At 69.2% G+C, this 21,476-nt stretch carries 21 protein-coding genes and 1 pseudogene; 11 read left to right on the forward strand and 11 right to left on the reverse strand.

The genetic code is table 11. The features are described 5' to 3' along the window. Positions 1-127: 127 nt before the first annotated feature. Positions 128-2,503, forward strand: coding sequence for a beta-L-arabinofuranosidase domain-containing protein (locus tag ACWEOO_RS22355; protein WP_452144631.1), 2,376 nt, complete (start codon positions 128-130; stop codon positions 2,501-2,503). On the opposite strand, the gene ACWEOO_RS22360 is transcribed toward ACWEOO_RS22355, so the two are convergent. After that, positions 2,496-2,651, reverse strand: a complete 156-nt coding sequence (locus tag ACWEOO_RS22360) for a hypothetical protein (protein ID WP_452144632.1) — start codon at positions 2,649-2,651, stop codon at positions 2,496-2,498. The genes ACWEOO_RS22355 and ACWEOO_RS22360 overlap by 8 nt on opposite strands. Positions 2,652-2,755: 104 nt before the next feature. Between ACWEOO_RS22360 and ACWEOO_RS22365 the strand changes: the two genes are divergently transcribed. The 3 genes from ACWEOO_RS22365 to ACWEOO_RS22375 are packed head-to-tail and all read left to right on the forward strand — an operon-like array spanning position 2,756 to position 4,696. Further along, positions 2,756-3,460, forward strand: coding sequence for a DUF1707 domain-containing protein (locus ACWEOO_RS22365; RefSeq protein ID WP_452144633.1), 705 nt, complete (start codon positions 2,756-2,758; stop codon positions 3,458-3,460). Positions 3,461-3,506: 46 nt separating this feature from the next. Next, positions 3,507-4,049, forward strand: coding sequence for a GNAT family N-acetyltransferase (locus ACWEOO_RS22370; protein WP_452144634.1), 543 nt, complete (start codon positions 3,507-3,509; stop codon positions 4,047-4,049). Continuing rightward, positions 4,046-4,696, forward strand: coding sequence for a hypothetical protein (locus ACWEOO_RS22375; protein ID WP_452144635.1), 651 nt, complete (start codon positions 4,046-4,048; stop codon positions 4,694-4,696). Before ACWEOO_RS22370 ends, ACWEOO_RS22375 begins: the two co-directional genes overlap by 4 nt. Here the strand turns inward: ACWEOO_RS22375 and ACWEOO_RS22380 are convergent. The 5 genes and pseudogenes from ACWEOO_RS22380 to ACWEOO_RS22400 all read right to left on the reverse strand — a co-directional run bounded on the left by ACWEOO_RS22380 (position 4,675) and on the right by ACWEOO_RS22400 (position 9,239). After that, on the reverse strand, positions 4,675-6,555 hold the full coding sequence (locus ACWEOO_RS22380) for an HPr family phosphocarrier protein (RefSeq protein WP_452144660.1): 1,881 nt from the start codon (positions 6,553-6,555) through the stop codon (positions 4,675-4,677). The two genes, ACWEOO_RS22375 and ACWEOO_RS22380, sit on opposite strands and share 22 nt — an antisense overlap. A gap of 42 nt (positions 6,556-6,597) precedes the next feature. Continuing rightward, positions 6,598-7,008, reverse strand: a pseudogene (dhaM, locus tag ACWEOO_RS22385) (dihydroxyacetone kinase phosphoryl donor subunit DhaM); the annotation flags it as partial. After that, positions 7,005-7,625 (reverse strand): dihydroxyacetone kinase subunit DhaL, encoded by a 621-nt coding sequence (gene dhaL, locus ACWEOO_RS22390; RefSeq protein WP_359932126.1) that lies wholly within the window; start codon positions 7,623-7,625, stop codon positions 7,005-7,007. The gene dhaL and the pseudogene dhaM, both read right to left, overlap by 4 nt. Before the next feature lie 2 nt (positions 7,626-7,627). Next, a complete protein-coding gene (gene dhaK, locus ACWEOO_RS22395) occupies positions 7,628-8,632 on the reverse strand; it encodes a dihydroxyacetone kinase subunit DhaK (protein ID WP_452144636.1) in 1,005 nt (334 codons plus the stop codon). 46 nt (positions 8,633-8,678) lie between these two features. Further along, the gene (locus ACWEOO_RS22400) at positions 8,679-9,239 is read right to left on the reverse strand and encodes an RNA polymerase sigma factor (RefSeq protein WP_359931347.1); all 561 of its coding nucleotides are present in this window, start codon (positions 9,237-9,239) and stop codon (positions 8,679-8,681) included. 61 nt (positions 9,240-9,300) lie between these two features. Between ACWEOO_RS22400 and ACWEOO_RS22405 the strand changes: the two genes are divergently transcribed. Both ACWEOO_RS22405 and ACWEOO_RS22410 read left to right on the forward strand, forming a co-directional pair. Next, the gene (locus tag ACWEOO_RS22405; protein ID WP_452144637.1) at positions 9,301-10,917 is read left to right on the forward strand and encodes a serine/threonine-protein kinase; all 1,617 of its coding nucleotides are present in this window, start codon (positions 9,301-9,303) and stop codon (positions 10,915-10,917) included. Between the two features lie 153 nt (positions 10,918-11,070). Then, positions 11,071-11,673: an alpha/beta fold hydrolase gene (locus tag ACWEOO_RS22410; protein WP_452144638.1), complete on the forward strand. Its 603-nt coding sequence runs from the start codon at positions 11,071-11,073 to the stop codon at positions 11,671-11,673. Positions 11,674-11,811: 138 nt separating this feature from the next. Here ACWEOO_RS22410 and ACWEOO_RS22415 read toward each other — a convergent pair whose 3' ends face one another. Beyond that, positions 11,812-12,954 carry an MFS transporter gene (locus ACWEOO_RS22415; RefSeq protein WP_452144639.1) on the reverse strand — a complete coding sequence of 381 codons (1,143 nt, stop codon included), beginning with the start codon at positions 12,952-12,954 and terminating at the stop codon, positions 11,812-11,814. 66 nt (positions 12,955-13,020) lie between these two features. Between ACWEOO_RS22415 and ACWEOO_RS22420 the strand changes: the two genes are divergently transcribed. Further along, a complete protein-coding gene (locus tag ACWEOO_RS22420) occupies positions 13,021-13,749 on the forward strand; it encodes a metalloregulator ArsR/SmtB family transcription factor (protein WP_452144640.1) in 729 nt (242 codons plus the stop codon). A 1-nt stretch (position 13,750) separates the two neighbouring features. On the opposite strand, the gene ACWEOO_RS22425 is transcribed toward ACWEOO_RS22420, so the two are convergent. Beyond that, positions 13,751-14,479, reverse strand: a complete 729-nt coding sequence (locus ACWEOO_RS22425) for a hypothetical protein (RefSeq protein ID WP_359931361.1) — start codon at positions 14,477-14,479, stop codon at positions 13,751-13,753. A gap of 87 nt (positions 14,480-14,566) precedes the next feature. Further along, on the reverse strand, positions 14,567-15,280 hold the full coding sequence (locus ACWEOO_RS22430; protein WP_452144641.1) for a hypothetical protein: 714 nt from the start codon (positions 15,278-15,280) through the stop codon (positions 14,567-14,569). 278 nt (positions 15,281-15,558) lie between these two features. On the opposite strand from ACWEOO_RS22430, the gene ACWEOO_RS22435 reads away from it, so the two are divergent. Genes ACWEOO_RS22435 through ACWEOO_RS22450 form a run of 4 tightly spaced genes read left to right on the forward strand, consistent with a single transcriptional unit; the run spans position 15,559 to position 19,407 of the window. Next, positions 15,559-16,842 (forward strand): ABC transporter substrate-binding protein, encoded by a 1,284-nt coding sequence (locus tag ACWEOO_RS22435; protein WP_452144642.1) that lies wholly within the window; start codon positions 15,559-15,561, stop codon positions 16,840-16,842. Beyond that, the gene (locus tag ACWEOO_RS22440; protein WP_452144643.1) at positions 16,839-17,771 is read left to right on the forward strand and encodes a carbohydrate ABC transporter permease; all 933 of its coding nucleotides are present in this window, start codon (positions 16,839-16,841) and stop codon (positions 17,769-17,771) included. The genes ACWEOO_RS22435 and ACWEOO_RS22440 overlap by 4 nt, the downstream gene beginning before the upstream one ends. Then, positions 17,768-18,589, forward strand: a complete 822-nt coding sequence (locus ACWEOO_RS22445; protein ID WP_359931373.1) for a carbohydrate ABC transporter permease — start codon at positions 17,768-17,770, stop codon at positions 18,587-18,589. Before ACWEOO_RS22440 ends, ACWEOO_RS22445 begins: the two co-directional genes overlap by 4 nt. Before the next feature lie 47 nt (positions 18,590-18,636). Next, entirely contained in the window at positions 18,637-19,407 is a 771-nt protein-coding gene (locus ACWEOO_RS22450) for a hypothetical protein (protein WP_452144644.1), read from the forward strand. Here the strand turns inward: ACWEOO_RS22450 and ACWEOO_RS22455 are convergent. After that, entirely contained in the window at positions 19,391-19,939 is a 549-nt protein-coding gene (locus ACWEOO_RS22455; RefSeq protein WP_452144645.1) for an NADAR family protein, read from the reverse strand. The genes ACWEOO_RS22450 and ACWEOO_RS22455 overlap by 17 nt on opposite strands. Before the next feature lie 13 nt (positions 19,940-19,952). Beyond that, entirely contained in the window at positions 19,953-21,356 is a 1,404-nt protein-coding gene (locus ACWEOO_RS22460) for a glycoside hydrolase family 43 protein (protein ID WP_452144646.1), read from the reverse strand. Between the last annotated feature and the right edge of the window lie 120 nt (positions 21,357-21,476).

The following is a 21,476-nucleotide window of genomic DNA, read 5'->3' on the forward strand; positions in this document are numbered from 1 at the left end:
TGTGCGGTCTTTCCGTCGGTGTGATGTCCGCCCCCGTCACCCGAAAGGCACACCCATGCCCGAACCCACTCCCGAAGGAATGCCCCGACGTGACTTCCTTGGCGTTTCCCTCGCCGCGGCGGCTGTCATGACCGCCGTCGATCCTGCCGCGGCCGAGGCCGCCCAGCCGTCAGTGCATCCGTCCGGGCCGCCGGCCGGCCGCGGCGGGCACTACGTCCCGCAGCGCGCCCCGCTCCGGCCGGTCCCGTTCCAGAAGCTCCCGCCCGGCGCGATCGAGGCGCGCGGCTGGCTCGCGCAGCAGCTCGACCTGCAGGTCAACGGCCTCTGCGGCCGGTACGACGAGATCTCGGACTTCCTGACCTACGAAGGCAACGGCTGGGTCGACCCGGCGGAGGGCGCGTGGGAGGAGCTGCCGTACTGGCTGCGCGGCTTCGGCGACCTCGGGTACGTCACCGGCGACACCGGCGTACTGACCAGGATGCAGCGATGGATGGACGGCATCCTCGCCACCCAGGCGCCCGACGGCTGGTTCGGTCCGGAGCGGCTGCGGACCTCACTGGAGAACGGGCCGGACTTCTGGCCGGGCATGCCGCTCCTGGCCGCGTTCCGGTCCTGGTACGAATACTCCGGAGACGAGCGGGTCGTTCCGTTCATGACGAAGTACCTGGGGTTCCAGAACACGCAGCCGGCGGAGGTGTTCAACCGCTCGTGGGGCGCGTTCCGCTGGGGCGACAACATCGACAGCGCGTACTGGCTCTACAACCGCACCGGGGAGCCGTGGCTGCTCGACCTGGTGACGAAGATGCACAGCGGGTCGGCGGACTACGTCGGTGGCATCCCCACCTGGCACAACGTCAACCTGGCACAGGGTTTCCGGGAGCCGTTGCAGTACTGGCTGCTGTCCGGTGAGGCCGACCACCGAGCAGCGACGTACCGGAACTACTCGACCGTGATGGGGATGTATGGCCAGTTCCCGGGCGGTGGCTTCGCCGGCGACGAGAACTCGCGGCCCGGGTTCGTCGACCCGCGGCAGGGGTTCGAGACGTGCGGGATCGTCGAGCTGATGCACAGCTGCGAGATGCTCACCCGCTTCACCGGTGACGTCGCCTGGACGGACAGGTGTGAGGAGCTGGCGTTCAACTCGCTGACAGCGTCGTATGACCCGCGGCAGCAGGTGATGCACTACATCACCTGCGCGAACAGCGTGCAGCTCGACGACGGGCGCAAGCACGGGCAGTTCGAGAACCCGTTCGCCATGCAGGCGTACAAGTACGGCGTGCACCAGTACCGGTGCTGCCCGCACAACTACGGCATGGGCTGGCCGTACTACGTGCAGGAGCTCTGGCTGGCCACGACGGACAACGGTCTGGCCGCGTCCATGTACGCCGCCAGCAAGGTGACCGCGACGGTCGGAGCCGGCGCGGGTGAGACGGTGACCGTGGTACAGGACACGGAGTACCCGTTCTCGGACACCATCACGTTCACCGTGCAGACTGCGCGACCGGTCCGATTCCCCTTCTATCTAAGGCGTCCCGGCTGGACACATGACGCCACCGTGAAGGTCAACGGGCAGCCTGTACGCACGTCCGGCGACTGGATGAAGGTCGACCGCACTTGGCAGGCCGGCGATCATGTCGAGCTCACACTGCGGATGCGCACCACCACCCGGGTGTGGGAGGACAACCAGCACTCGGTGTCCGTGGACCGTGGTCCGCTGACCTACTCCCTACAGATCGAGGAACGCTACGAACGCATCGGCGGCACCGACGAGTGGCCGGAGCTCTCGGTCTATCCGGAGTCGCCGTGGAACTACGGGCTGGTCGCCGGCGCGTCCTTCGACGTCGTACGGCGGCAGGCGGGCGAGAACCCCTTCACGGCGGACGGTGTGCCGCTTGCGCTGACCACACAGGCCCGGCGGATCCCGCAGTGGGAGACAGACACCGAGGACGTCGTCGGACTGCTGCAACCGAGTCCGGCCCGGTCGGACGAGCCTGTGGAGACCGTGACCCTCATCCCGATGGGTGCGTCCCGTCTGCGGGTCACGTCTTTCCCGCAGGTCGCCCCTGACGGCAAGGAGTGGAGCTATCGCACCAGGATCACGGCGTCGCACGTGAACGACGGTGACTCGCTCGAGGCGCCGGACTCCGGCCGTACGCCGCGATCCTCCGCGGACACGTCGATTCCGCGCTTCACCTGGTGGGACCGGCGGGGTACGACGGAGTGGATCGAGTACGACCTGCGCTCGGTCCGAGAGCTGTCCCAGGCGTCGGCGTACTGGTTCGACGACACCGGCTCCGGCCAGTGCCGCGTGCCGCAGTCGTGGCGGGTGCTGAGGCTGGACGGTGACACGTGGCGGGCGGTCGAGAACACCACGCCGTACGACGTGGTGGTGGACCGGCTCAACACGACCGCGTTCACGCCGGTGCGGACGCAGTACGTCCGGGTGGAGGCCGTACTGCGTCCGACGTATTCCGGAGGCTTGCTCCAGCTGGCGTTTAGCTAGCCGGTTCGGCGTCGACGTACAGCGTGACCACGCCTGGTCCGTACGTCGATGTGTCGTGGACGTACCAGGTGCCGGGGGCGGACTTGAGCGGCTTCAGGTTCGGGCCGTCCCCGGTCAGGTACTCGACGCGTGCGCCGCGGCTCGTCACCAGCGGTTCACAAGCGCGAGATTGCAGCTTCCTGCAGCTTTCCGTGTGGGTTCGATGACCGCGTGTGCCTGCGACAATGAGGCGGGGCAGTCGAGGGGGGATCTGTGGAGAACGACCCGGCGCTGGAGCACGCGCTTCTGGAGCAGCTGCGGTTCGCGCCGTTGAGCCGCGCGGAGCTGGTCCGCCGTACCGGCGCGAGCGACGGGCGGGTGCAGGCCGCGCTGAACGACCTGATCACGGGCACGTTCGTCGCCAAGCGCCCGCAGGACTCCGGCCCGCCGGACTACGAGCTGACCAAGGCCGGGGCCGGCCGGCTGAAGCTCATGGAGGACCTGGTCGAGTCGCCGCTCAAGACCATGGCCAAGGTGTTCGGCTCGATGGCCGTCCAGGTCGTCCGGCCGCCGCAGCCGCCGGGGACGCCGCTGGAGAAGCTACGGCTGTCCGACGACGACCGGTCCGTGTGCACGACCGCCTTGGCGGACCAGTTCGCCGCCGGCCGGATCGACCAGGCGGAGCTCGACCGGCGGACGGATCTGCTGTACGCCGCGCGGATCCGGTCGGACCTCGACCCGGTCTTCGAGGGCCTGCCGCTGCCCACGCTGGCTGCCCCGTACCAGCCGCCGCCGGGGACGCAGCCTCCCAACTGGGCGACGATCCTCTGGATCGCGCTGCCCGTGGTCGTCGTGATCGCGATCATCCTGGGCCACGCTCTGACGTCCGGCGCAAGCGCCGTCACGGTGCTGCTCTTCCTGCTCCTGGTCGGCGCGAAGATCGCCTGGACGTACCGCGGACGACGATTCCGCGAGTGACCCGTCTTCGTCGTGGTGGCCCGAAGTCGTGAACTAGCCTGTGGGCGTGGAGGCTGTGTTGCGGTTGGCGGTGGTGGCGGACGGGCCTGCGGTGGCTGAGTTGGCGCGGGCCGCGGTGGAGACGCAGTTCCCGGCGTACTACGACGCGCAGCAGACAGCCAGTGCGGCCGAGCACATCACCACGCTGGATACGGCACTGATCGACGACGGCACCTACTACGTGCTGGAGGCGGACGGTGAGGTCGTCGCTTGTGGCGGGTGGAGCCGGCGCAACAAGCTGTTCAACGCGAGTACGGCGGGAGCGGACGAGCGGCTGCTCGACCCAGCGACCGAACCGGCCCGCATCCGGGCGATGTTCGTCCGGGCGGACTGGACGCGGCGTGGGCTCGGCCGGGCGATCCTGACCGCCTGCAACGACGCGGCCCGCGCGGAAGGGTTCACCAGACTCGCACTGATGTCGACGCTGCCCGGCGTACCGCTCTACAAGGCTTTCGGCTTCACCGAGGTGGAGTCCGCCCAGCTGCCGATGCCGGACGGCACCATGCTCGCCGGTGTCGCGATGGAACGACCAATTGAGGAGAAGGCATGACCGCCGGTACTACTGTCACCGCCCCTGACGGCACCGAGGTCGTTCTCGGTGAGATCGGGACCCGCGTGCTGCTGAAGAACTCACGCGTCCGCGTGTGGGAGGTGTCCCTGGAGCCCGGTGAGGCCCAGGGCTGGCACCTGCACCACAACCCGTACGTCGTCCTGTGCCTGTCGACGTCGCCCTGCCACATGGACTGGCTGGACGGCAGCCCGGCACGGCACCTGAGCGAGACGGTCGGCGGATCGGTCTACCGTCCGGTCTCCCCGGTGCACATGCTGACCAACGACGGCGACGCGCTGTACCTGAACCGCCTGATCGAGGTGCTCGACCTCGGCGAGGAGGCGTCGGGTGACCCGCACTTCGGGGTCGACACCGCCGAGGCAGGCTTCGAGCAGGCCGGGGAGATCCCGACCAAGGTCGTCGTCGACGAGGACGACGTCCGCGTGCAGCACGTCACCCCTGAGGCCGGCGAGTCCTACACCTGGCACACGGGCCCGTACCCGGCCCTGGTCGTCGACTTGGACCTGCAGCACCCTGACGTGACCTACCTGGAGCCGGGAGAGTCCTACAGGCTTCCTGCGAAGCCGGAGCGCACCCCCGGCTTCAACCTGGTCGAGTTGCGCTACTACAGCAAGCCGCGCACCTGAGCGGCGTCCCGAGCCGCCAGCACAGCGGCAGTGTCGATCAGTCCGAGGTCGGCCTGCCGTAGCCGGGCTTTGACCAGCGGCACCTGGGGTCCGACGGCGCTCAGCTCTGCCACGCCGAGGGCAGCGAGCAGTACGGCGGACTGGGAGTCGCTGGCCAGGTCGCCGCAGACAGCGACACGAACCCCGGCGGTGCGGGCGACATGGTCGATCAGCTGGAGTACGGCGGGATCGAGGCCGTCGGCGAGCGGGGCGACCGCGGCGTTGGTGCGGTCGGCCGCGGTCGTGTACTGCGTGAGGTCGTTGGTGCCGATGCTGACGAAGTCGAGATCCCGGGCGAGCGTCGCGACCCGGAGCGCGGCCGCGGGGACCTCGACCATGATGCCGACCTCGAGACCGTCCCGCGGGCCGAGTTCCTCCAGCGCCCAGTCGACCTCGTCGGCCGTCGTTACCATCGGGAACATCACGTGCACCGGCGTCTCGGCCGCCGTACGCCGGACCGCTTCGAGTTGGTCGCGCAGCAGGTCGGGGCGATGACGGAACACCCGCAGACCGCGCTCGCCGAGGAACGGGTTCGCCTCCGCGGCCTGCGGCAGGAACGGGAGCGGTTTGTCGCCGCCGACGTCCCAGGTGCGGATCGTGATCGGCTTCCCGCCCAGCGCCCGCGCGATCGCCCGGAACGCCTCGGTCTGCTCGTCGACGGTCGGCGCGGTCCGGCGATCCCCGAACAGCACCTCGGTCCGCACCAGCCCGGAACCGTCCGCGCCGCGCACGTCCACGGCGTCCTGCAGGACACCCACGTTCACCAGGACGTCGATCGTCCTGCCGTCCCGGGTGACTGCCGGCCGGTCCGCCTCCTCGAGTGCCCGGCGCCGCTCGGAGACCCGCTCCGCGATGGTCGCGCGTACGGCCTGCTCGTCCGGCGCGATCTCGAACGACCCCGTCCGCGCGTCGAACGCGACCGTCGTCCCGGCCGGCACCGCGACGTCCCCGATCCCGGTGATCAACGGGATCCCGCGCGACCGGGCCACGATCACCCCGTGTCCCGTCGTACCCGCTGCCCGTACGGCGATCCCGGCGATTCGGGTGGCGTCCAGCGTGGCCGCGGTCGCCGCGTCCAGCTCCGGTACGACGAGGATGCCGTCGGCCGGGGCTTCCTCCGTCGTGGTCCCGGTCAACGCACGCAGAACTCGGTCCCGCACCGCGCGGACGTCCTGCGCCCGTTCCCGCTGGTACGCGTCGTCGAGGGCCTCGAAGGTGGACGCCAGCTCGTCGTACACCTGCTTCCAGGCGATCGGCGCGGACTCGCCGCCCGAGATCGCCGTACGCACAGCGTCGAGCACCTTGCGATCGGTCAGCAGTGCGAGATGCGCCTCGAAGATCCCACCGTGTTCCGCGCTGCCGTCCCGGAGGACCTGAAGGTCGTCGGCCGCGGTCCGGAGCGCGTCCTCCAGCCGTCCGGGCTCGTTGTCACCGGCAACGTATCCGTCCAGGTCCACCGCGTCGCCGGCCAGTACGGCGGGACCGATCGCCACATCCAGCCCGGACCCGCCGGCAGACGCAGCTGCCGGGACCGGCATACTCGCCGAAGCGGCCGGTTCGTCGCCGAAGTTCTGTTTCGCCAGCTGCTCGATCGCGGCCAGCGCCGCGGCGGCCTCGGGACCGCTCGCGCCGACCCGCAACCGGTGCCCCTGCTGGGCGTTCAGCGTCGCGACCATGCTCAAACTGCCCGCATCCACCGGTCCACGGCCGGTGTCCAGATCGGTGAGCGTGACCGCGGCGTCGAACCCGTTCACCAGCCCGACCAGCCGAGCAGCAGGCCGCGCGTGCAGCCCGTGCTCGTTGCCCACCAGGACTTCCACGGTGCGATCGGCCTCGGCAACAGGTGTGGCCTCGACGGCCTGGGCATCGCCGAGGTGGTCCTGTTTGCCCGCCAGACCGCGCGCCGCTTCGGCCGCGACAGCGTCGAGCGAGGCACCGGTCGACGCCGTGACCACCGCGGCGACCAGGCCCTCGACCAGCGGAGCGCTCGTCAGCCGCACCCGCGCGGCCACCTCCGGATCGACGAACTCCAGCGCCATCTCCGCGCTCAGCACCGCGCTGCCCAGATCGAGCAGCACGAGGATGCCGTCCGCGCTGTCGGCGGCGCCGATCGCCTCGGACACCGCCATCGCGTCGGTCCCGAACGTCGTCGCATCCAGCCCCGCCGCCACCGCGATCACCGGACGCTTGTCCTCGGCAACCATCTCCGCGGCGAGCCCGACCGCCGCGTCGGCCAGCGCACGGCTGTGCGACACCACCACGATCCCGATCATGACAGCGTGCGGGCCGCGGACTCCAAGATCAGCGTCGTACTGGTCGCGCCGGGGTCCTGATGACCGGCGCTGCGTTCGCCCAGGTAGCTCGCGCGGCCCTTCCGCGCGACCAGCGGGATCGTCGCGTCCCGCCCCTTCGCGGCCGCCTCGGCCGCCGCGGTCAGCGCCGTACCGAGATCCGCTCCGCCCGCGACCGCGCCGTCGTACGCCTCCAGCGCCGGCGCCCAGGCGTCGTACATGGTCTTGTCGCCGAGCTCCGGCTTGCCGCGCGCGAGCACCCCCTCGACCCCGGCGTGCAGCGCCTTGCCGATCGTCTCCGGCGTCAGGTCGGCACCGGCCAGCGCGGTCCCGAACCGCAGGAAGAACGTCCCGTACAACGGCCCGCTCGCCCCGCCGACCTTGCTGACCAGCGTCATCCCGGCCTTCTTCAGCACCTCGTCCGCCGACCCGAACTCCGTACCGTCCAGCAACTCGCCGATCGCCGTGAACCCACGATCCATGTTGATCCCGTGATCGGCGTCCCCGATCGCGGCGTCCAGCTCGGTCAAATACGCCGCGTTCTCGTGCAGCACCCCCGCACTGTCACGCAGCCAGTTGACGAAGGAATCGACTCCCATGCTCACGCGCCCCAGCGTAGGCCGGGGGTGTTCACCGGGGCGTCCCAGAGACGTACCAGTTCGTCGTCCGCCTTCAGGAGCGTCACCGAGCAGCCGGCCATCTCCAGGGAGGTGATGTAGTTGCCGACGAGGGAGCGGGCGACGGTGATGCCGGCCCGGTCGAGGAGCTGGGCGACCTCGTTGTACATCAGGTACAGCTCGATCAGTGGCGTGCCGCCCATGCCGTTCATGAACGCGATCACCGAATCGCCCTGCTGGTAGGGCAGGTCGGAGACGACCGGGTCGACCAGCAGTTCGGCGATCTCGCGGGCCGGAGCCAGCGGCAGCCGCTGCCGGCCGGGCTCGCCGTGGATGCCGATGCCGACTTCCATCTCGTTCTCGGCCAGGTCGAACGTGGGCTTGCCGGCGGCCGGGACGGTGCACGACGTCAACGCCATCCCCATGCTGCGGCCGTTGTCGTTGACGCGCTTGGCGAGGTCCGCGACGTCCTGCAGCGGGCGGCCTTCCTCGGCGGCCGCGCCGACGATCTTCTCCAGCAGCACGGTCACACCGACGCCGCGCCGGCCGGCCGTGTACAGGCTGTCCTGGACGGCGACGTCGTCGTTGGTGACCACCGACAGCACCTCGGTGCCGGCGTCGGCGGCGGCCAGTTCGGCGGCCATCTCGAAGTTCATCACGTCGCCGGTGTAGTTCTTCACGATGTGCAACACGCCGGCGCCGGCGTCGACCGCCTTGGTCGCGGCCATCATCTGGTCCGGGACCGGGGACGTGAACACCTCGCCGGCGCAGGCCGCGTCCAGCATCCCGAGCCCGACGAAGCCGCCGTGCATCGGCTCGTGCCCCGACCCGCCGCCGGAGATCAGCCCGACTTTGCCGGATCTCGGCGCGTCCTTGCGGTAGACGATCCGGTTCTCGAGGTCCACCCGCAGGCGGTCCGGGTGCGCTGCCGCCATTCCGCGCAGCGCCTCACTCACGACATCAGCAGGGTCGTTGATGAGCTTCTTCATGTTCCCCATCTGAGCACACCAGCCCGCCGAAAGGGAGGCCCCGATTTCAGTCCTTGGGGCGCAGGAGGGGGCGGACGACCTCGCGGGCGTCGTGGATGCGGGACTTGACGGTGCCGAGCGGGGCGCCGACCTCGGCGGCGATCTCCTCGTACGACAGGCCGTAGACGTCACGCAGTACCAGTGGGGTCACCATCTGCGGTCGGTCGCGCTCGAGGGTCTCCAGCGCCTCCAGGAGGTCCAGGCGGGTGCCGGCGATCACGCTCGTGGTGCGCGGGTCCGGCTTCTCCATGGTCTCGGGGTTGTGCGCGGCCTGGGCGGTGCGCTTCAGCTTGCGGTACGTCGAGCGGGCGGAGTTCGCCGCGACCGAGTGGACCCAGGTCGAGAAGCTGCTGCGGCCGGAGTACGTGCCGATCTTGGTCGCGATGTTCAGCAGCGCCTCCTGGGCGGCGTCCTCCGCGTCCGCGGAGTACGGCAGGACGGAGCGGCAGATCCGCAGGACGCGCGGATACACCTGCCGCAGCAGGTCGTCCATCGCGTTCTTGTCGCCCGCCTGGGCCTGCTCCGCGAGGGTGGCAAGGTCGTCGGTCGGACTGGTGCTCTCGCTCATCTGCGCCTTTGCTTCTCGATCGGCCCCGGTAGGGACACTCCAATGACCCATAATGCCCTGTATGGGGGTCCCAACCAGACTCGGTCGCTACGTCGTGCGCCGACGCCTTGGCTCGGGTGGTTTCGCGACGGTGTGGCTGGCTCACGACGAGCAGCTGGACGCCGAGGTGGCGATCAAGGTGCTCGCCGACAACTGGGGGCACGACGATTCGGTCCGGCGGCGGTTCCTCGAGGAGGGCCGGTTCCTGCGCCGCGTCGAGTCCGAGCACGTCGTCCAGGTCCACGACGTCGGCGAGCTCGAGGACGGCCGGCCGTTCCTGGTGCTCACGTACGCCGACCGCGGCACCCTGGCCGACCGGCTGAAGAAGGAGCCCCTCCCGCTGGCCGACGCCGTCGACGTGGTCGTCCAGGTCGGCCGCGGCCTGCAGGCGCTGCACCGGCGCGGCCTGCTGCACCGCGACGTGAAACCGGCGAACGTCCTGTTCCGCAGCACCGACGACGGCGAGCGGGCGGTGCTGTCCGACCTCGGCCTCGGCAAGTCCCTCGACGAGGTGTCCCGGATCACGATGCCCGGCGGCACCCCGTCGTACGTCGCCCCTGAGCAGGCGCTGGGGGAGCGGCTGGACCAGCGCGCCGACCAGTACTCGCTGGGCGCGGTCGCGTACGCCGCCCTCACCGGGCGGTCTCCGCACCAGGTCGACGGGCTGGGCGCCGCCAGCCGGGTGAAGGTGGCGCCGCCGCCGAGCTCGCTCGGGTTCGAGCTGCCGGGACAGGTCGACGCGGCGATCGTCCGCGCGCTCGACCCGGACCGGGAGAAGCGCTGGCCGGACGTCCAGACGTTCACCAAGCAGCTCGTCGGCGCGCTCGACGAGACCACCCGCGACTTCCCGCTGGCGACCCGCGAGACGGTGACGATCGCGTCGGACGACCTGGACGCGAAGACTGCGCTCAGCGACGAGAACCAGCCGACGATCGTGAAGCCCGCCGACCCGTCGGAGACCGCCGACCCATCGGAGACAGCCGACGCGGAGACCGTCGCGGCGGCGAGTTCCGTGGCAGCGGAGGGCGCCCGGGCGGAGACCGTGCAGACGGGCACCGGCCCGGCGGACAGCGCCGCGGAGGCCGAGACTGCCGCCGTCGGTGTCGCTTCGGCCCCCCGGAGACGCCGGCGTGGCCGGTGGGTGGTCGCCGCGGTGCTTGCACTGCTGCTCGGCGGCGGCGCCGGGTACGCGGGACACTGGTACCTCTCGGGCCGCAAGATGGTCGTCGTCTCGCAGGACCAGTTCTCGGTTCGGCTGCCGGAGACCTGGGCCCGGTCGATGGCCCGGTCGGTCTGGACGGCGCCGGGCGGCACCGGCGGCACTCCGGCCTTCCGGGTGAGTCAGGACGCCGACTGGTCCGGGAGGACGCCCGGCGTCTTCATCGGGGTGTCGAACGTGAAGCTGGCGGTCCCTGAAGGCAAGCAGTGCGGCAACGCCGGCACTGCCGTCCCGCACACGGTCGGTGGGAAGACGGTCACGGACCGGGTTTCCGGCGATTGCTTCGGTGCGGATATCGTGCTGCTCCAACGAGTCGTCGATCACGGGGACGGCGGCTCGCTCCTGGTCCAGGTCGTCGTGCCTGGATCGGAGCCGTACCGGGCCACCGAGATCGCCGATTCGGTGCAGTACACCCCCTAGGAAGTCTCCATGCGTTTTCCGACCGAGCGGCTCCGGCCGTCGCCGGCACTGCTGCAGTCCGCCCGCCGCAGGTTCTACCGCCTGCGCTCCCAGATCTTCCGCACCATCTGGCCGGTCGACTGACACGTCAAGGATCTGGGTACGTCCTGTCGTGTGATCGAAGGCTTCCACGAGTTCGACGAGTTCGACGTACCGGTGTCCGGAGCAACGATCCACGGACGCCGGGGTGGTGCCGGTCCGCCGCTCCTGCTGCTGCACGGCTTCCCGGAGACACACGTCATGTGGCACCGGGTCGCGCCGATCCTGGCCCGCGAGTTCACGGTGGTCGCCACCGACCTCAGCGGTTTCGGGGACAGCACCTCCTCCGGTGACCAGTCGATGCGCGAGCTCGGCAGGCACCAGGTCGAGGCGATGAAAGAGTTGGGGTACGGCGACTTCGCGCTCGTCGGCCACGACCGCGGCGCCCGCTGCGCGTACCGGACGGCGCTCGACCACCCCGAGGTCGTCACCAAGCTCGGCGTACTGGACGTCGTACCGACCGGAGACGCCTTCGACCGCGCCGACAAGGACTTCGCGCTCGCGTACTGGGTCTGGTCGTTCATGACGGCTCCCATCGCGGAGACCCTGATCGGCGGAGCGCCCGAGGCGTTCGTCGCATCAGGTGCCCGACGCTGGTCCTGTGGGAGCAGGAGGGCGCGGTGGGCCGTTGGTACGGCGACCCGCTCGACATCTGGCGCGACTGGGCGGACGACGTGACCGGCGGACCTGTCGACGCCGGCCACTTCCTCCCTGAAGAGGCTCCGGACGAGACCCTCGCGTGGCTACTACCGTTCCTCGAGGTCGGCAGCTAGGCCGTAGTGGTCGCTCGGAATCGCGCCGGGCCGGCCCTCGGGTCTACTCCACTGTGAGCCAAGTGATTCCCAGGCCCAGTAGCCAGAACGTGCCGCCCAGCCAGCCCAGGACATGCAGCCCACTTGTGAACGCGGCGGAGTGGCCAAGGACAGTGCTGTAAAGCGCTATGCCCAGCGCACCAACGCCTTGCCGTGCTGTGTTGTTGACGCCGCCGGCCAGACCGGCGCGCTCCGGCGGTAGTGCAGCGACCGCTGCGTTGACAACAGCCGCCGTCAGGAAGCCCATGCCGATGCCCAGACACAGCTCAACCGGCAGGACCGCCGTGTAGCCGCTGCCGGGACCTACGGCGAGTAGGCAGAACGACCCGATCGCTCCCAGCGCCAGGCCGAACGACATCGGGAGCCGCGGACCAAAGCGACCGGTGATTCGACCCGACACCGGCCCCAGCACCGCCAGCGGCAGCAGAACCGGGAGCAGCTCCAGTCCGGCGCGCAGAGCGTCGTGCTGCAGGAACTCCTGCAGGTAGAGCGTCAAGGCGAGCAGCGTGCCCAGACCGACCAGATTCATCAGGCCGGCCACCACGTTGGCGCCGACGAAGTCCACGCCGATCCGCAGCCGGCGTCTGGTCTCCGGCCGGGCCGTCTGCTGCCGCGGCACGATCCTCCAGGCCACGGGCAGCGCGATCGTGATGATCGGCAGGTTGATCAGGAACACCGCGCGCCACCCCAGCCCGCCTACCAGTACGCCGCCGCACAGCGGGCCGGCGACGAGCGCCAATGCGCCCGCGCCCGCCCAGATCCCGACAGCCCGCGCCTTTGCGGCCCGGTCGGCGTACTGATCGGAGATGACGGCCAGCGTGCTCGGCAGCAGTAGGGCGGCGCCGACGCCCTGGAGCGCTCGTGCTGCGACCAGGAGCTCGATGTTGGGTGCCGCACCGCAGGCCAGCGAGGCCCCGCCGAAGACGGCCAGCCCAGCCAGCACGGTACGTCGGTGGCCGATTCGGTCACCCCAAGCGCCACAGACGAGCAGCAGTGCAGCCAGCACGATCATGTAGCCGCTCACGACCCACTGCTGTCCCGCTACACCGGTCTGGAGATCGGTCCGGATCGTCGGCAGCGCCACGTTGACCACGGTGACGTCGAGCTGGACCAGGAAGATTCCTACGCACAGCAAGGCCAGAAGCATGCCTTCCACGGTTCCACCGGAACACTTCGGGTTGTGTCGAAGTGTGCCGGTGTGAGCATGGGAGGTATGGACGGAGACGCCGATGTGGCCCGCGCCGCCGGGCTGATGGCGGAACCAGCGCGGGCGAAGGTACTGATGGCGCTCGCGGACGGCCGCGCGCTGCCGGCCTCGCTGCTTGCTTCCGAGGCCGGTGTTTCACCGCAGACCGTGAGTGCCCATCTGCACAAGCTGCTGGACGGCGGTCTGGTCACGGTCGAGCGGTCCGGACGGCACAGGTACTACAAGTTGGCCGGTCCGGAGGTCGCCGCGGCTGTTGAAGCCCTGGCACGTATTGCCAAGCCCCAGCCCATCACGTCGCTCCGCCAGAGCAGCCGTGCCGCAGCCCTGCGCGAAGCACGCACCTGCTACGACCACCTGGCCGGCCGCCTCGGCGTAGCCCTTCTGGAAGGGCTGGTACGCCGAGACGCCCTCCGACGTACCGACGGCGGTAAGGGGGCCGAGCGCCGACCGGACGACCCTCTGGCCCAGCAACTGCCCGACGGTCCCTACGCCCTAGGGCCAAAGGCTGCTGAGGTCTTCGCCGACCTAGGCGTCGACCTCAGAGCTCAGCCGACCCGCCGCCCGCTCCTGCGTTTCTGCGTCGACTGGAGCGAACAACGCCACCACCTGGCAGGTCAGCTGGGCTCTGCTGTCACTGAAGCCTTCCTCGCCCGCGGCTGGCTCCGCCGTCGCCAGGGCCAACGAGCCGTCGACCTGACTGAGCCCGGCCGAGAAGCGCTGGCCGGACTGCTCTGACTCACCCGAGCGGGCTGTCGCGCCGCTCGACGCTGTCCGCCGCGTGGTCCAGCACGTCCAGCAGCGCGTCCTTGTCCTGCGGGAGCCCGGTCGAACTCATCTCGACGGCACAGTTGCCGCTGTCATCGGCAACCCATCGCACGATGACGTACCGCAGGATGCCCTCCGGGGAGAGCTCCTCGTCCGGCACGTAGGTGTAGGCGAGCGTGGCGAAGTTCGCTTCCACCTCCTGCGACAGGACCGTCACCATCTGGTCCTTCGAGATCGCCGCGAGCTGCTTCAGCCGGGCGGCGAGGGAGTCCGCGGGCGGCCGGGTGATCGTGAAGCCGGCCTCGACCCGGATCCAGCGCTTCTTGGTCCGGTCGGTGAACCGCCCACTCTTCGGCGGAGTCTGCTTCGTGTACACCCAGTCCGACGGCACCCGCACCGAGATCCGGGACCGGAACATGTCGGTGACCGTGAAGTTCCGGGTCGCGTACCGCAGGTCGTCGGCCTGCAGCGCCGGCGAGTCGTCGTACGTGACCTTGCGCGGCGGGCCGGTGGGCGTCGGCGTCGGTGTCGACGAACTCGAGCTCGGTACGGCGCCGACCGCGAGCGGGGCCGCGGTGCCGGCGAGGCTGGGTTCCTGGGTGAGGAACAGGCCGACGCCGTACCCGCCCGCGCCGCCGACCCCCGCCAGCGTCAGCAGGCCGGCGCCGAGCATCGCCCGCCGGGTCACCGTTCTCGCCACGTCCTCACCTCCCCAGACCTACTAACAGAAGACACCTGAGCCCCCGGAGAGGTTGCACCAGCTGCGTAACGATTCCGTGAAAAGGGGTCAGCCGACCTCGCCGACCGACGTGGTGGCCTTCTCCAGGATCTCGTGCAGGGCGTCGGCGTCCTGCGGAAGACCGGTGACGCTCATCTCCACGTTGGTTTTGTCACCGTTCACGGCGATCCAACGGACCATCACGTACCAGAGCGTCTTGCCCGGGATGTAGCTGTAGACCAGCGTCGCGACCGAACGGGGTTCACCGTCGTCGCCGGTGACCACCTCCGTCGTGTGGTTGAGGATACGGACGTCGTTCTCCGGCGGCTGACTCTTCTTGAGGTCGACGATGAGCTGCGACATCTCGGCCTCGGGGGTTTCCTCGGCCGGCTCGTCCGCCTGGACCCGCACGCCGCGTTGCTCGACCTTCTCCACATACCTGACCTGGTCGGTGTGCTTCGGATCCCTGGTCAGCCGCCAGCCCTGCGGTATCTCGAGCGAGAGCCTGACGGACTGCCCGTCCTTCGCGGTCACCGAGAACGTGCGTTCGTCGTAGTTCAGCCCGGTCTCGAGGGGCTCCTCGTTGTTCGGCATCGGTGTCTTCACCGGGAGCGAGGGCTCGGTGGGTGACGGAGTGGGGGACGGGGAGATGTCGCCGAGCGGCGCGGCGGTGCCGGACGCCGTCGGCTCCGGGGCGTCGAGGTAGTCGCCCGCGTAGTAGCCACCGCCGGCGCCGAGCGCCAGGGCCAGCAACAGCAGGCCGGCCAGGAGGACTCGTCTCACGCCCGCACCCGGCCACAGGTCGGCGCCGGCGGTACGAACGACGTCGTACGCGCCGGATACGGGGAGGCGGTCACGGACACGTCGCCCATCTTCTCAGGCGAGGCAGGCACCCGCCCAAAACGCCGGTGGAGGCCTTTTCACACCGATCCCGACTGAATCCTTTCAACGAGGTCTTGACACCCTCCCGGGCCGTACGTAGCGTCCCGCGTGACAAAAGTAACACGATTTTTCGGTTACTTCACATTCTTGGCCGGTACTTCGGCGCTCAGGAGGAACCCATGGCATTCGATCGGTCCGTCAGTCGCCGGCGGCTCCTGCAACTCGCCGGCGGTGCGACGCTGGCCGGCGCCCTGTCGGCCTGCGGTGGCGGCAACGGCAGCTCCGCGTCCGGCGGCACCCTCAAGGTGATCGGCGCGGGCAGCCAGGAGGCCGGCCTGCGCAAGGCCCTGGACGACTTCAAGAAGGCGAACTCCGGCTTCGACTTCAACCTGTCGTTCTCCCCGGCCGACCAGCTGCAGACCGCGCTCCGCGCGCAGCTCGCGGCCGGCAACGCGCCCGACCTGCACGCCGTCTACCCCGGCAACGGCAGCGCGATGTCGATGGCGCAGCTCAGCAAGGCGAACCTGCTGACCGATCTCAGCAGCCAGTCCTGGACGCAGAAGATCCCGACAGGTTTCAAGGGCGCGTTCCAGAACGACGGCAAGACGTTCATCTTCTCGCCCGGCACCAGCGTGCTCGGCGCGATCTACAACAAGAAGGCGTTCGCGACCGCCGGCGTCGAGGTGCCGACGACCTGGTCGGAACTGCTGTCGGCCTGCGACAAGCTGAAGAAGAAGGGCATCGTGCCGATCGCGCTCGGCGCCCAGACCCCATGGGTCACGCAGCTCATCGACTACGCGCTCGTCCCGGGGACGGTGTACGCGAAGACCCCGGACTTCGACGACAAGATGATCGCCGGCAACGCGTCCTTCGTCGACTCCGGCTGGGCGGACGCGATGGACAAGTACCTCGAGCTGCAGAAGAAGGGCTTCTTCAACGACAACCCGAACGGGACGACGTACGAGCAGGCCACCTCGATGGTCGGCACCGGCAAGGCCGCGATGGCGGTGCAGGTGTCGGCGGTGCTGCAGGCCTTCCGGCAGGCGTCGCCGACCCCGGACGACCTCGGCATGTTCCCGTTCCCGGCCACCGACGTGGCCGCCGACAACTGGATCCCCGGCGGCGTCGTGGTCGGCATCGGGATCAACGTGAAGAGCAAGCACGCCGAGCAGGCCAAGAAGTTCGTCGAGTACTGCGGTCAGCCGGACGTCGTCAACGCGTGGGCCGAGGCCGTCGCCTGCGTCCCGCTCTACTCCGAGGGCGACGCGAAGGTCGACCCGGTGCTGAAGCCGTTCCTGCCGTACCTGAAGGACAACAAGGCGGTCCCGTTCATGGACCAGCGCTGGCCGAACGCCGAAGTACAACCGACCCACTTCGCCGTCGTCCAGGAACTCCTCGGCGGCAAGACCACGGTCCCCGCCGCCCTGAAGAAGATGGACGAGGCGTATCGGAAGAGCGCGTGACGGTCACAGCTCAGGCGGTACGCCGGGACGCAGTCAGGACTCCGTGGCGGCGCGGTGGGCGGCTCGGGCCTCCGTGGTTGTTCGCGGTGCCGGCGTTGCTGGTGTATGCGCTCGTGGTCCTGTATCCGGCGTTTTCCGGGGCCGGGTCCGCGTTCACGGATTGGTCCGGGGTGGGGGCGCAGCGGTCGTTCGTCGGGCTGGACAACTTCCAGCAGTTGTTCCACGACGACCAGGCGCTCGGCGCGTTGCGCAACACCTTGCTGCTCACGGTCGCGATCGTCGTCGTCCAGAACGGGATCGGGCTGCTGCTCGCGCTCGGCGTCCATACCGGCATCAAGAGCCGGATGGTGCTGCGGGTGATCTTCTTCGCGCCCGTCGTGGTCAGCCCGGTGATGGTGTCGTTCCTGTGGAAGTACGTGTACAACCCGGCGCCGGACGCCGGGTTGAACGCGGCGCTCGGTGCGATCGGTCTCGGCGGTCTGCGGCAGGACTGGCTGGGCAATCCGTCGATCGCCTTGTGGTCGGTCGCGTTCACCGTGATCTGGCAGTGCGCCGGGTACTCGATGGTGATCTTCCTGGCCGGCCTGGAAGGGGTGCCGGCCGAGCTGCACGAGTCCGCGATGGTCGACGGTGCGGGCACCGTTGCCCGGTTCCGGCACATCACCTGGCCGCTGCTCGCACCGGCCGTGACGATCAACCTGATGCTGTCCACGGTCGGCGGCCTGACGCTGTTCACCCAGATCATCGCGATGACCAACGGCGGCCCGGGGTACGCGACCGACACGCTGTCGACGGTCCTGTACAAGCAGGCCTTCGTCTTCGGGAAGTTCGGCTACAGCACCGCGGTCGCCCTGGTGCTGGCGATCTTCGTCGCGGCGGTGTCCTTCATCCAGATCGGGTACCTGCGCTCGAGGGAGACGACGGCATGAAGTACAAGCCCCGCACGTTCGTCCTGGAAGTTGTCATGGTGGCGGCTGCCGTCGCCTTCTTGTTCCCCGTGTACGCCCTGGTGACGCTGGCCTTCAAGGATCCCGGCCAGATCGCCAACAAGCCGCTGTCGTTGCCGGATCCGCCGACGGTCGGGAGCTTCGGCGAGGCGTGGCAGTCGGCGTCCCTCGGCTCCGCGCTGCTGAACAGCACGCTGATCACGGTGAGCAGTGTGCTCGTCCTCATCGTGCTCGGCTCGCTGGCGGCGTACTTCCTGGCCCGTACGGCGACGCGCCTGAGCTACACGCTCTACATCCTGTTCCTGGTCGGCATCATCCTGCCGTTCCAGCTCGGGATGATCCCGCTCTACCAGCTCGTCAACGACCTGGGGCTGCTCGGCACGTACCAGGGAATGATCCTGTTCTACACAGGGATCCAGCTGCCGTTCACGGTGTTCCTCTACACCGGGTTCATCCGCTCGTTGCCGGCCGACTACACGAACGCGGCGCTGATCGACGGCGCGTCGCACCTGCAGGCGTTCGCGCACGTGATCTTCCCGCTGCTGCGGCCAATCACGGGCACCGTCCTCATCCTCAACGCCGTCCACATCTGGAACGACTTCTTCACCCCGCTGCTGTACCTCGGCGGGTCCGGCCGGGAGACGGTCCCGGTCCGGGTGTTCGCTTTCGTCAACGAATACACGTCCGACTACGGCCTGGTCGCCGCCGGACTGGTACTCGCGGCGCTCCCGATCCTGTTGCTCTTCCTTGTCCTGCAGCGCTACGTGATCCGCGGATTCGCCTCCGGGCTGAAGGGTTGACCTCCTCAGCCAGGACACTGAGCACTCACAAACGCAAGGGGGCGGGGATGGTACGTCGACTCGTGGCGGGGATGCTGGCCGTCGGGGCACTGTTGGGCGGGGCCGTGCTGGTGGGCAGCACACCGGCCGAGGCGAAGACGTTGGCGGTCTCGGACACGCTGCTGCCGGGACAGAAATTGCTGCCCGGGCAGTACATTCGCTCGCGCAGCGGAGTCTTCACGCTCATCATGCACTCGTCCGGAGACGCGAAACTGTTCCAGCGCGGAGTCTCACTGCCGCTGTGGACGTCGGGGACCTGGCGCCCCGGTTCCGTGCTGGTGATGGGGACCGACGGGACGCTGCAGGTGATCTACGGCCGGACGAAGGTCTGGTGGATGAGCATCAAGAGCGTCGGCGCCAAGCTGGTGCTGCCGGACACCGGGAACTTGGCGATCTACAACACCCGTGGCAAGGCGAACTGGAACCGGCACATGGTGGTCGGCACGCTGATGCCGCAGAGCAACCTGCGCGCGCCGGACCCGGCCGGACGCGAGGTGATCATGTACTCCGTCAACCGGGTCTACACGCTCAAGTTCACGACCACCGGCAATCTGAGGCTGCTGAAGAACGGCACCACCGTCCTGTGGAGCATCGGCGACAAGGGCGCGCCGGAGTCGCGCGCCTGGGTCGGCCCGAACGGCACGTTCTACGCGGTCAACAAAGATGGCGACATCACCTGGTGGTACGAGTCCCGCCGCGCCGGCAACGTCCTGCAACTCCGAGACGACGGCCACCTCCTCCTCGTCAACGGCCGCACGGTCGTCAAGACGTTCCACTGAGCGCGGCCCGCGCCTCCATCAACGCGAACCCGAGCAGGTTGAGACCCCGCCACCCGGCGGGGTCCGCCGCTCGCGGGTCGTCGGCGGCCAGCCCGATGCCCCACACCCGGTCCAGCGGACTGGCTTCCACCAGCACCCGCTGACCGCTGCCGACCAGGTACGAACGCAGTGCCGGGTCCTGCCCGAACTTCGCCGTACTGCCGTCGACGACGATCCCGAACCGCGCCGCCGCCCACGCATCGTCGTCGAACCCGCGTACTTCACGCCCGAGGTTCTTCGCCTCGGCCGGCGTCCGCGCCGCCAGGATCCGGTCCACCGCCGCGACATCCCCGAACAGCCTCGCCTTCGCGGCCATCATGTAATGCTCGGCGCTCGCATAAGTGACACCGTCGACGGTGAACTCCGACGGCCACCACTGGCTCAGGCAGCCCGGTCCGATGCTGCCGTCGCGCTGCGGCTGGTGGCCCCAGAAGTACAGGTACTTGACCCGCTCGCCGGACGCGATCAGTTGCTGGAGGTCTTCACGGTTCACCGGGCCAAGCGTGTCAGTAGACCTCGATGCGGTCCAGGCTGATGACCGCGCTCGTCGAGGACGGATTCTTGTCGCCGGTCACGCGCACCTTCAGGGTGTGCGGGCCGGACGGCAAAGTCGGGCTGATGTACATCAGCTGCTCGCCGACGCGGATCGAGCTGTAGTAGTCGATGCGCTGCTCGGGGCCGCCGTCGACCGAGATGGCGGCGATGCCGTTGCCGGTGTCCGCGACGCTCAGCAGGGCAACGCGGGTGCCGGTGAACTGGATCGTGGCCGTCGCGTTCGGCGCCCAGCTCCAGTGGTCGTTGCCCCAGAAGCACTGGTTGCCACACCCGGATCCGGAGTTCCACGCGCCGGTGTAGCTGACGGCCGCGTCGGTGTCGTTGATCCAGTAATTCGCCGAACCTGGGTCGCCGGACGGCAGGTTCTGGGTCGCGCCCGCGGCGAGCGGCCGGCCGAGGTTCGGCGTGCCGTCGGCGTTCCAGGTGATCTTCTGGACGCGCGTCGTGCGGTACGAGTACGTGTAGGTGCTGGTGTTCTTGCCGTGGTACGCGATCCAGTCCTCGGTCCCGTCCGGTGACTTGAAGAACGAGTGGTGCCCGGGACCCCACACACCGGTCTCGTCGTTGCGGGAGAACACCGGGCCTGGGTGCTGCACCCAGTTCGCGGCGACCATCGGGTCGGCGCCGTTCGCGATGCTCTTCATCCACAGCTGGTAGTCCGGCTTTCCGGTGTCGCAGGTCGAGTAGGTCAGGAAGGTGCGCGTCGCGCCGTACAGCGGGGTCGGTCCCTCCCGCACCTCGGTGCACCCGCCGTCCGCCGGGATCGCGACCCGGCCGCCGGTCGCGGTCCACGGGTTGCTCATCCGGACGATGTACAGCTGCGCCGGTCCGCCCTGGCCGCGGCCCGGGCCGGTCCACACGAAGTACTGCTGCCCGTTGACCGTGATCGGCTCGCCGTCGATCGCGTACTCACCGAAATCCGCGATCTTCGCCTTGAAGCTGTACGGACCGAGCGGGTCGTCGCCGGCGGACTCGAGCACGTACATCCGGTGGTTCGCGTCCACGCCGTCGGAGGCCGTGTAGTAGATGTACCAGCGGTTGCCGACGTGCCGGAACGCGGGCGCCCACATCTGCGTGTTGCGGCTGGGGTCGGAGTCGCGCCACACCACCTGCTCAGGCTGTACGAGCAGCGTCGCCAGGCTGGTCGACGACCAGATCCCGATCCGGTCGCCGCGGGTGGTCGCGACGTAGTACCGGCCGTTGTGGAACATCAGCGACGGATCCGCGGACGGATTCACCGGATTCCGAAACGTCTGGGAAGTCACCGCGTTCTCCTGGAGCTCGGCTGCTGGTGCGGTCGGCGCGAGGACACCGATGAGCAGGACGGCGATCACGGCGGCACGGACGAATCTCATGACTCACCTCTCGAAACCTGGGGGGCGGACCGGTCTCGCCTTCGGTTGTACCGTCTCTTTACCATCGTTGTAAACGGTTCGCACGAGGACCGAACGGTCCGCTGCCATTCGACGCACGTC

Source organism: Kribbella sp. NPDC004138 (genome assembly GCF_053603655.1).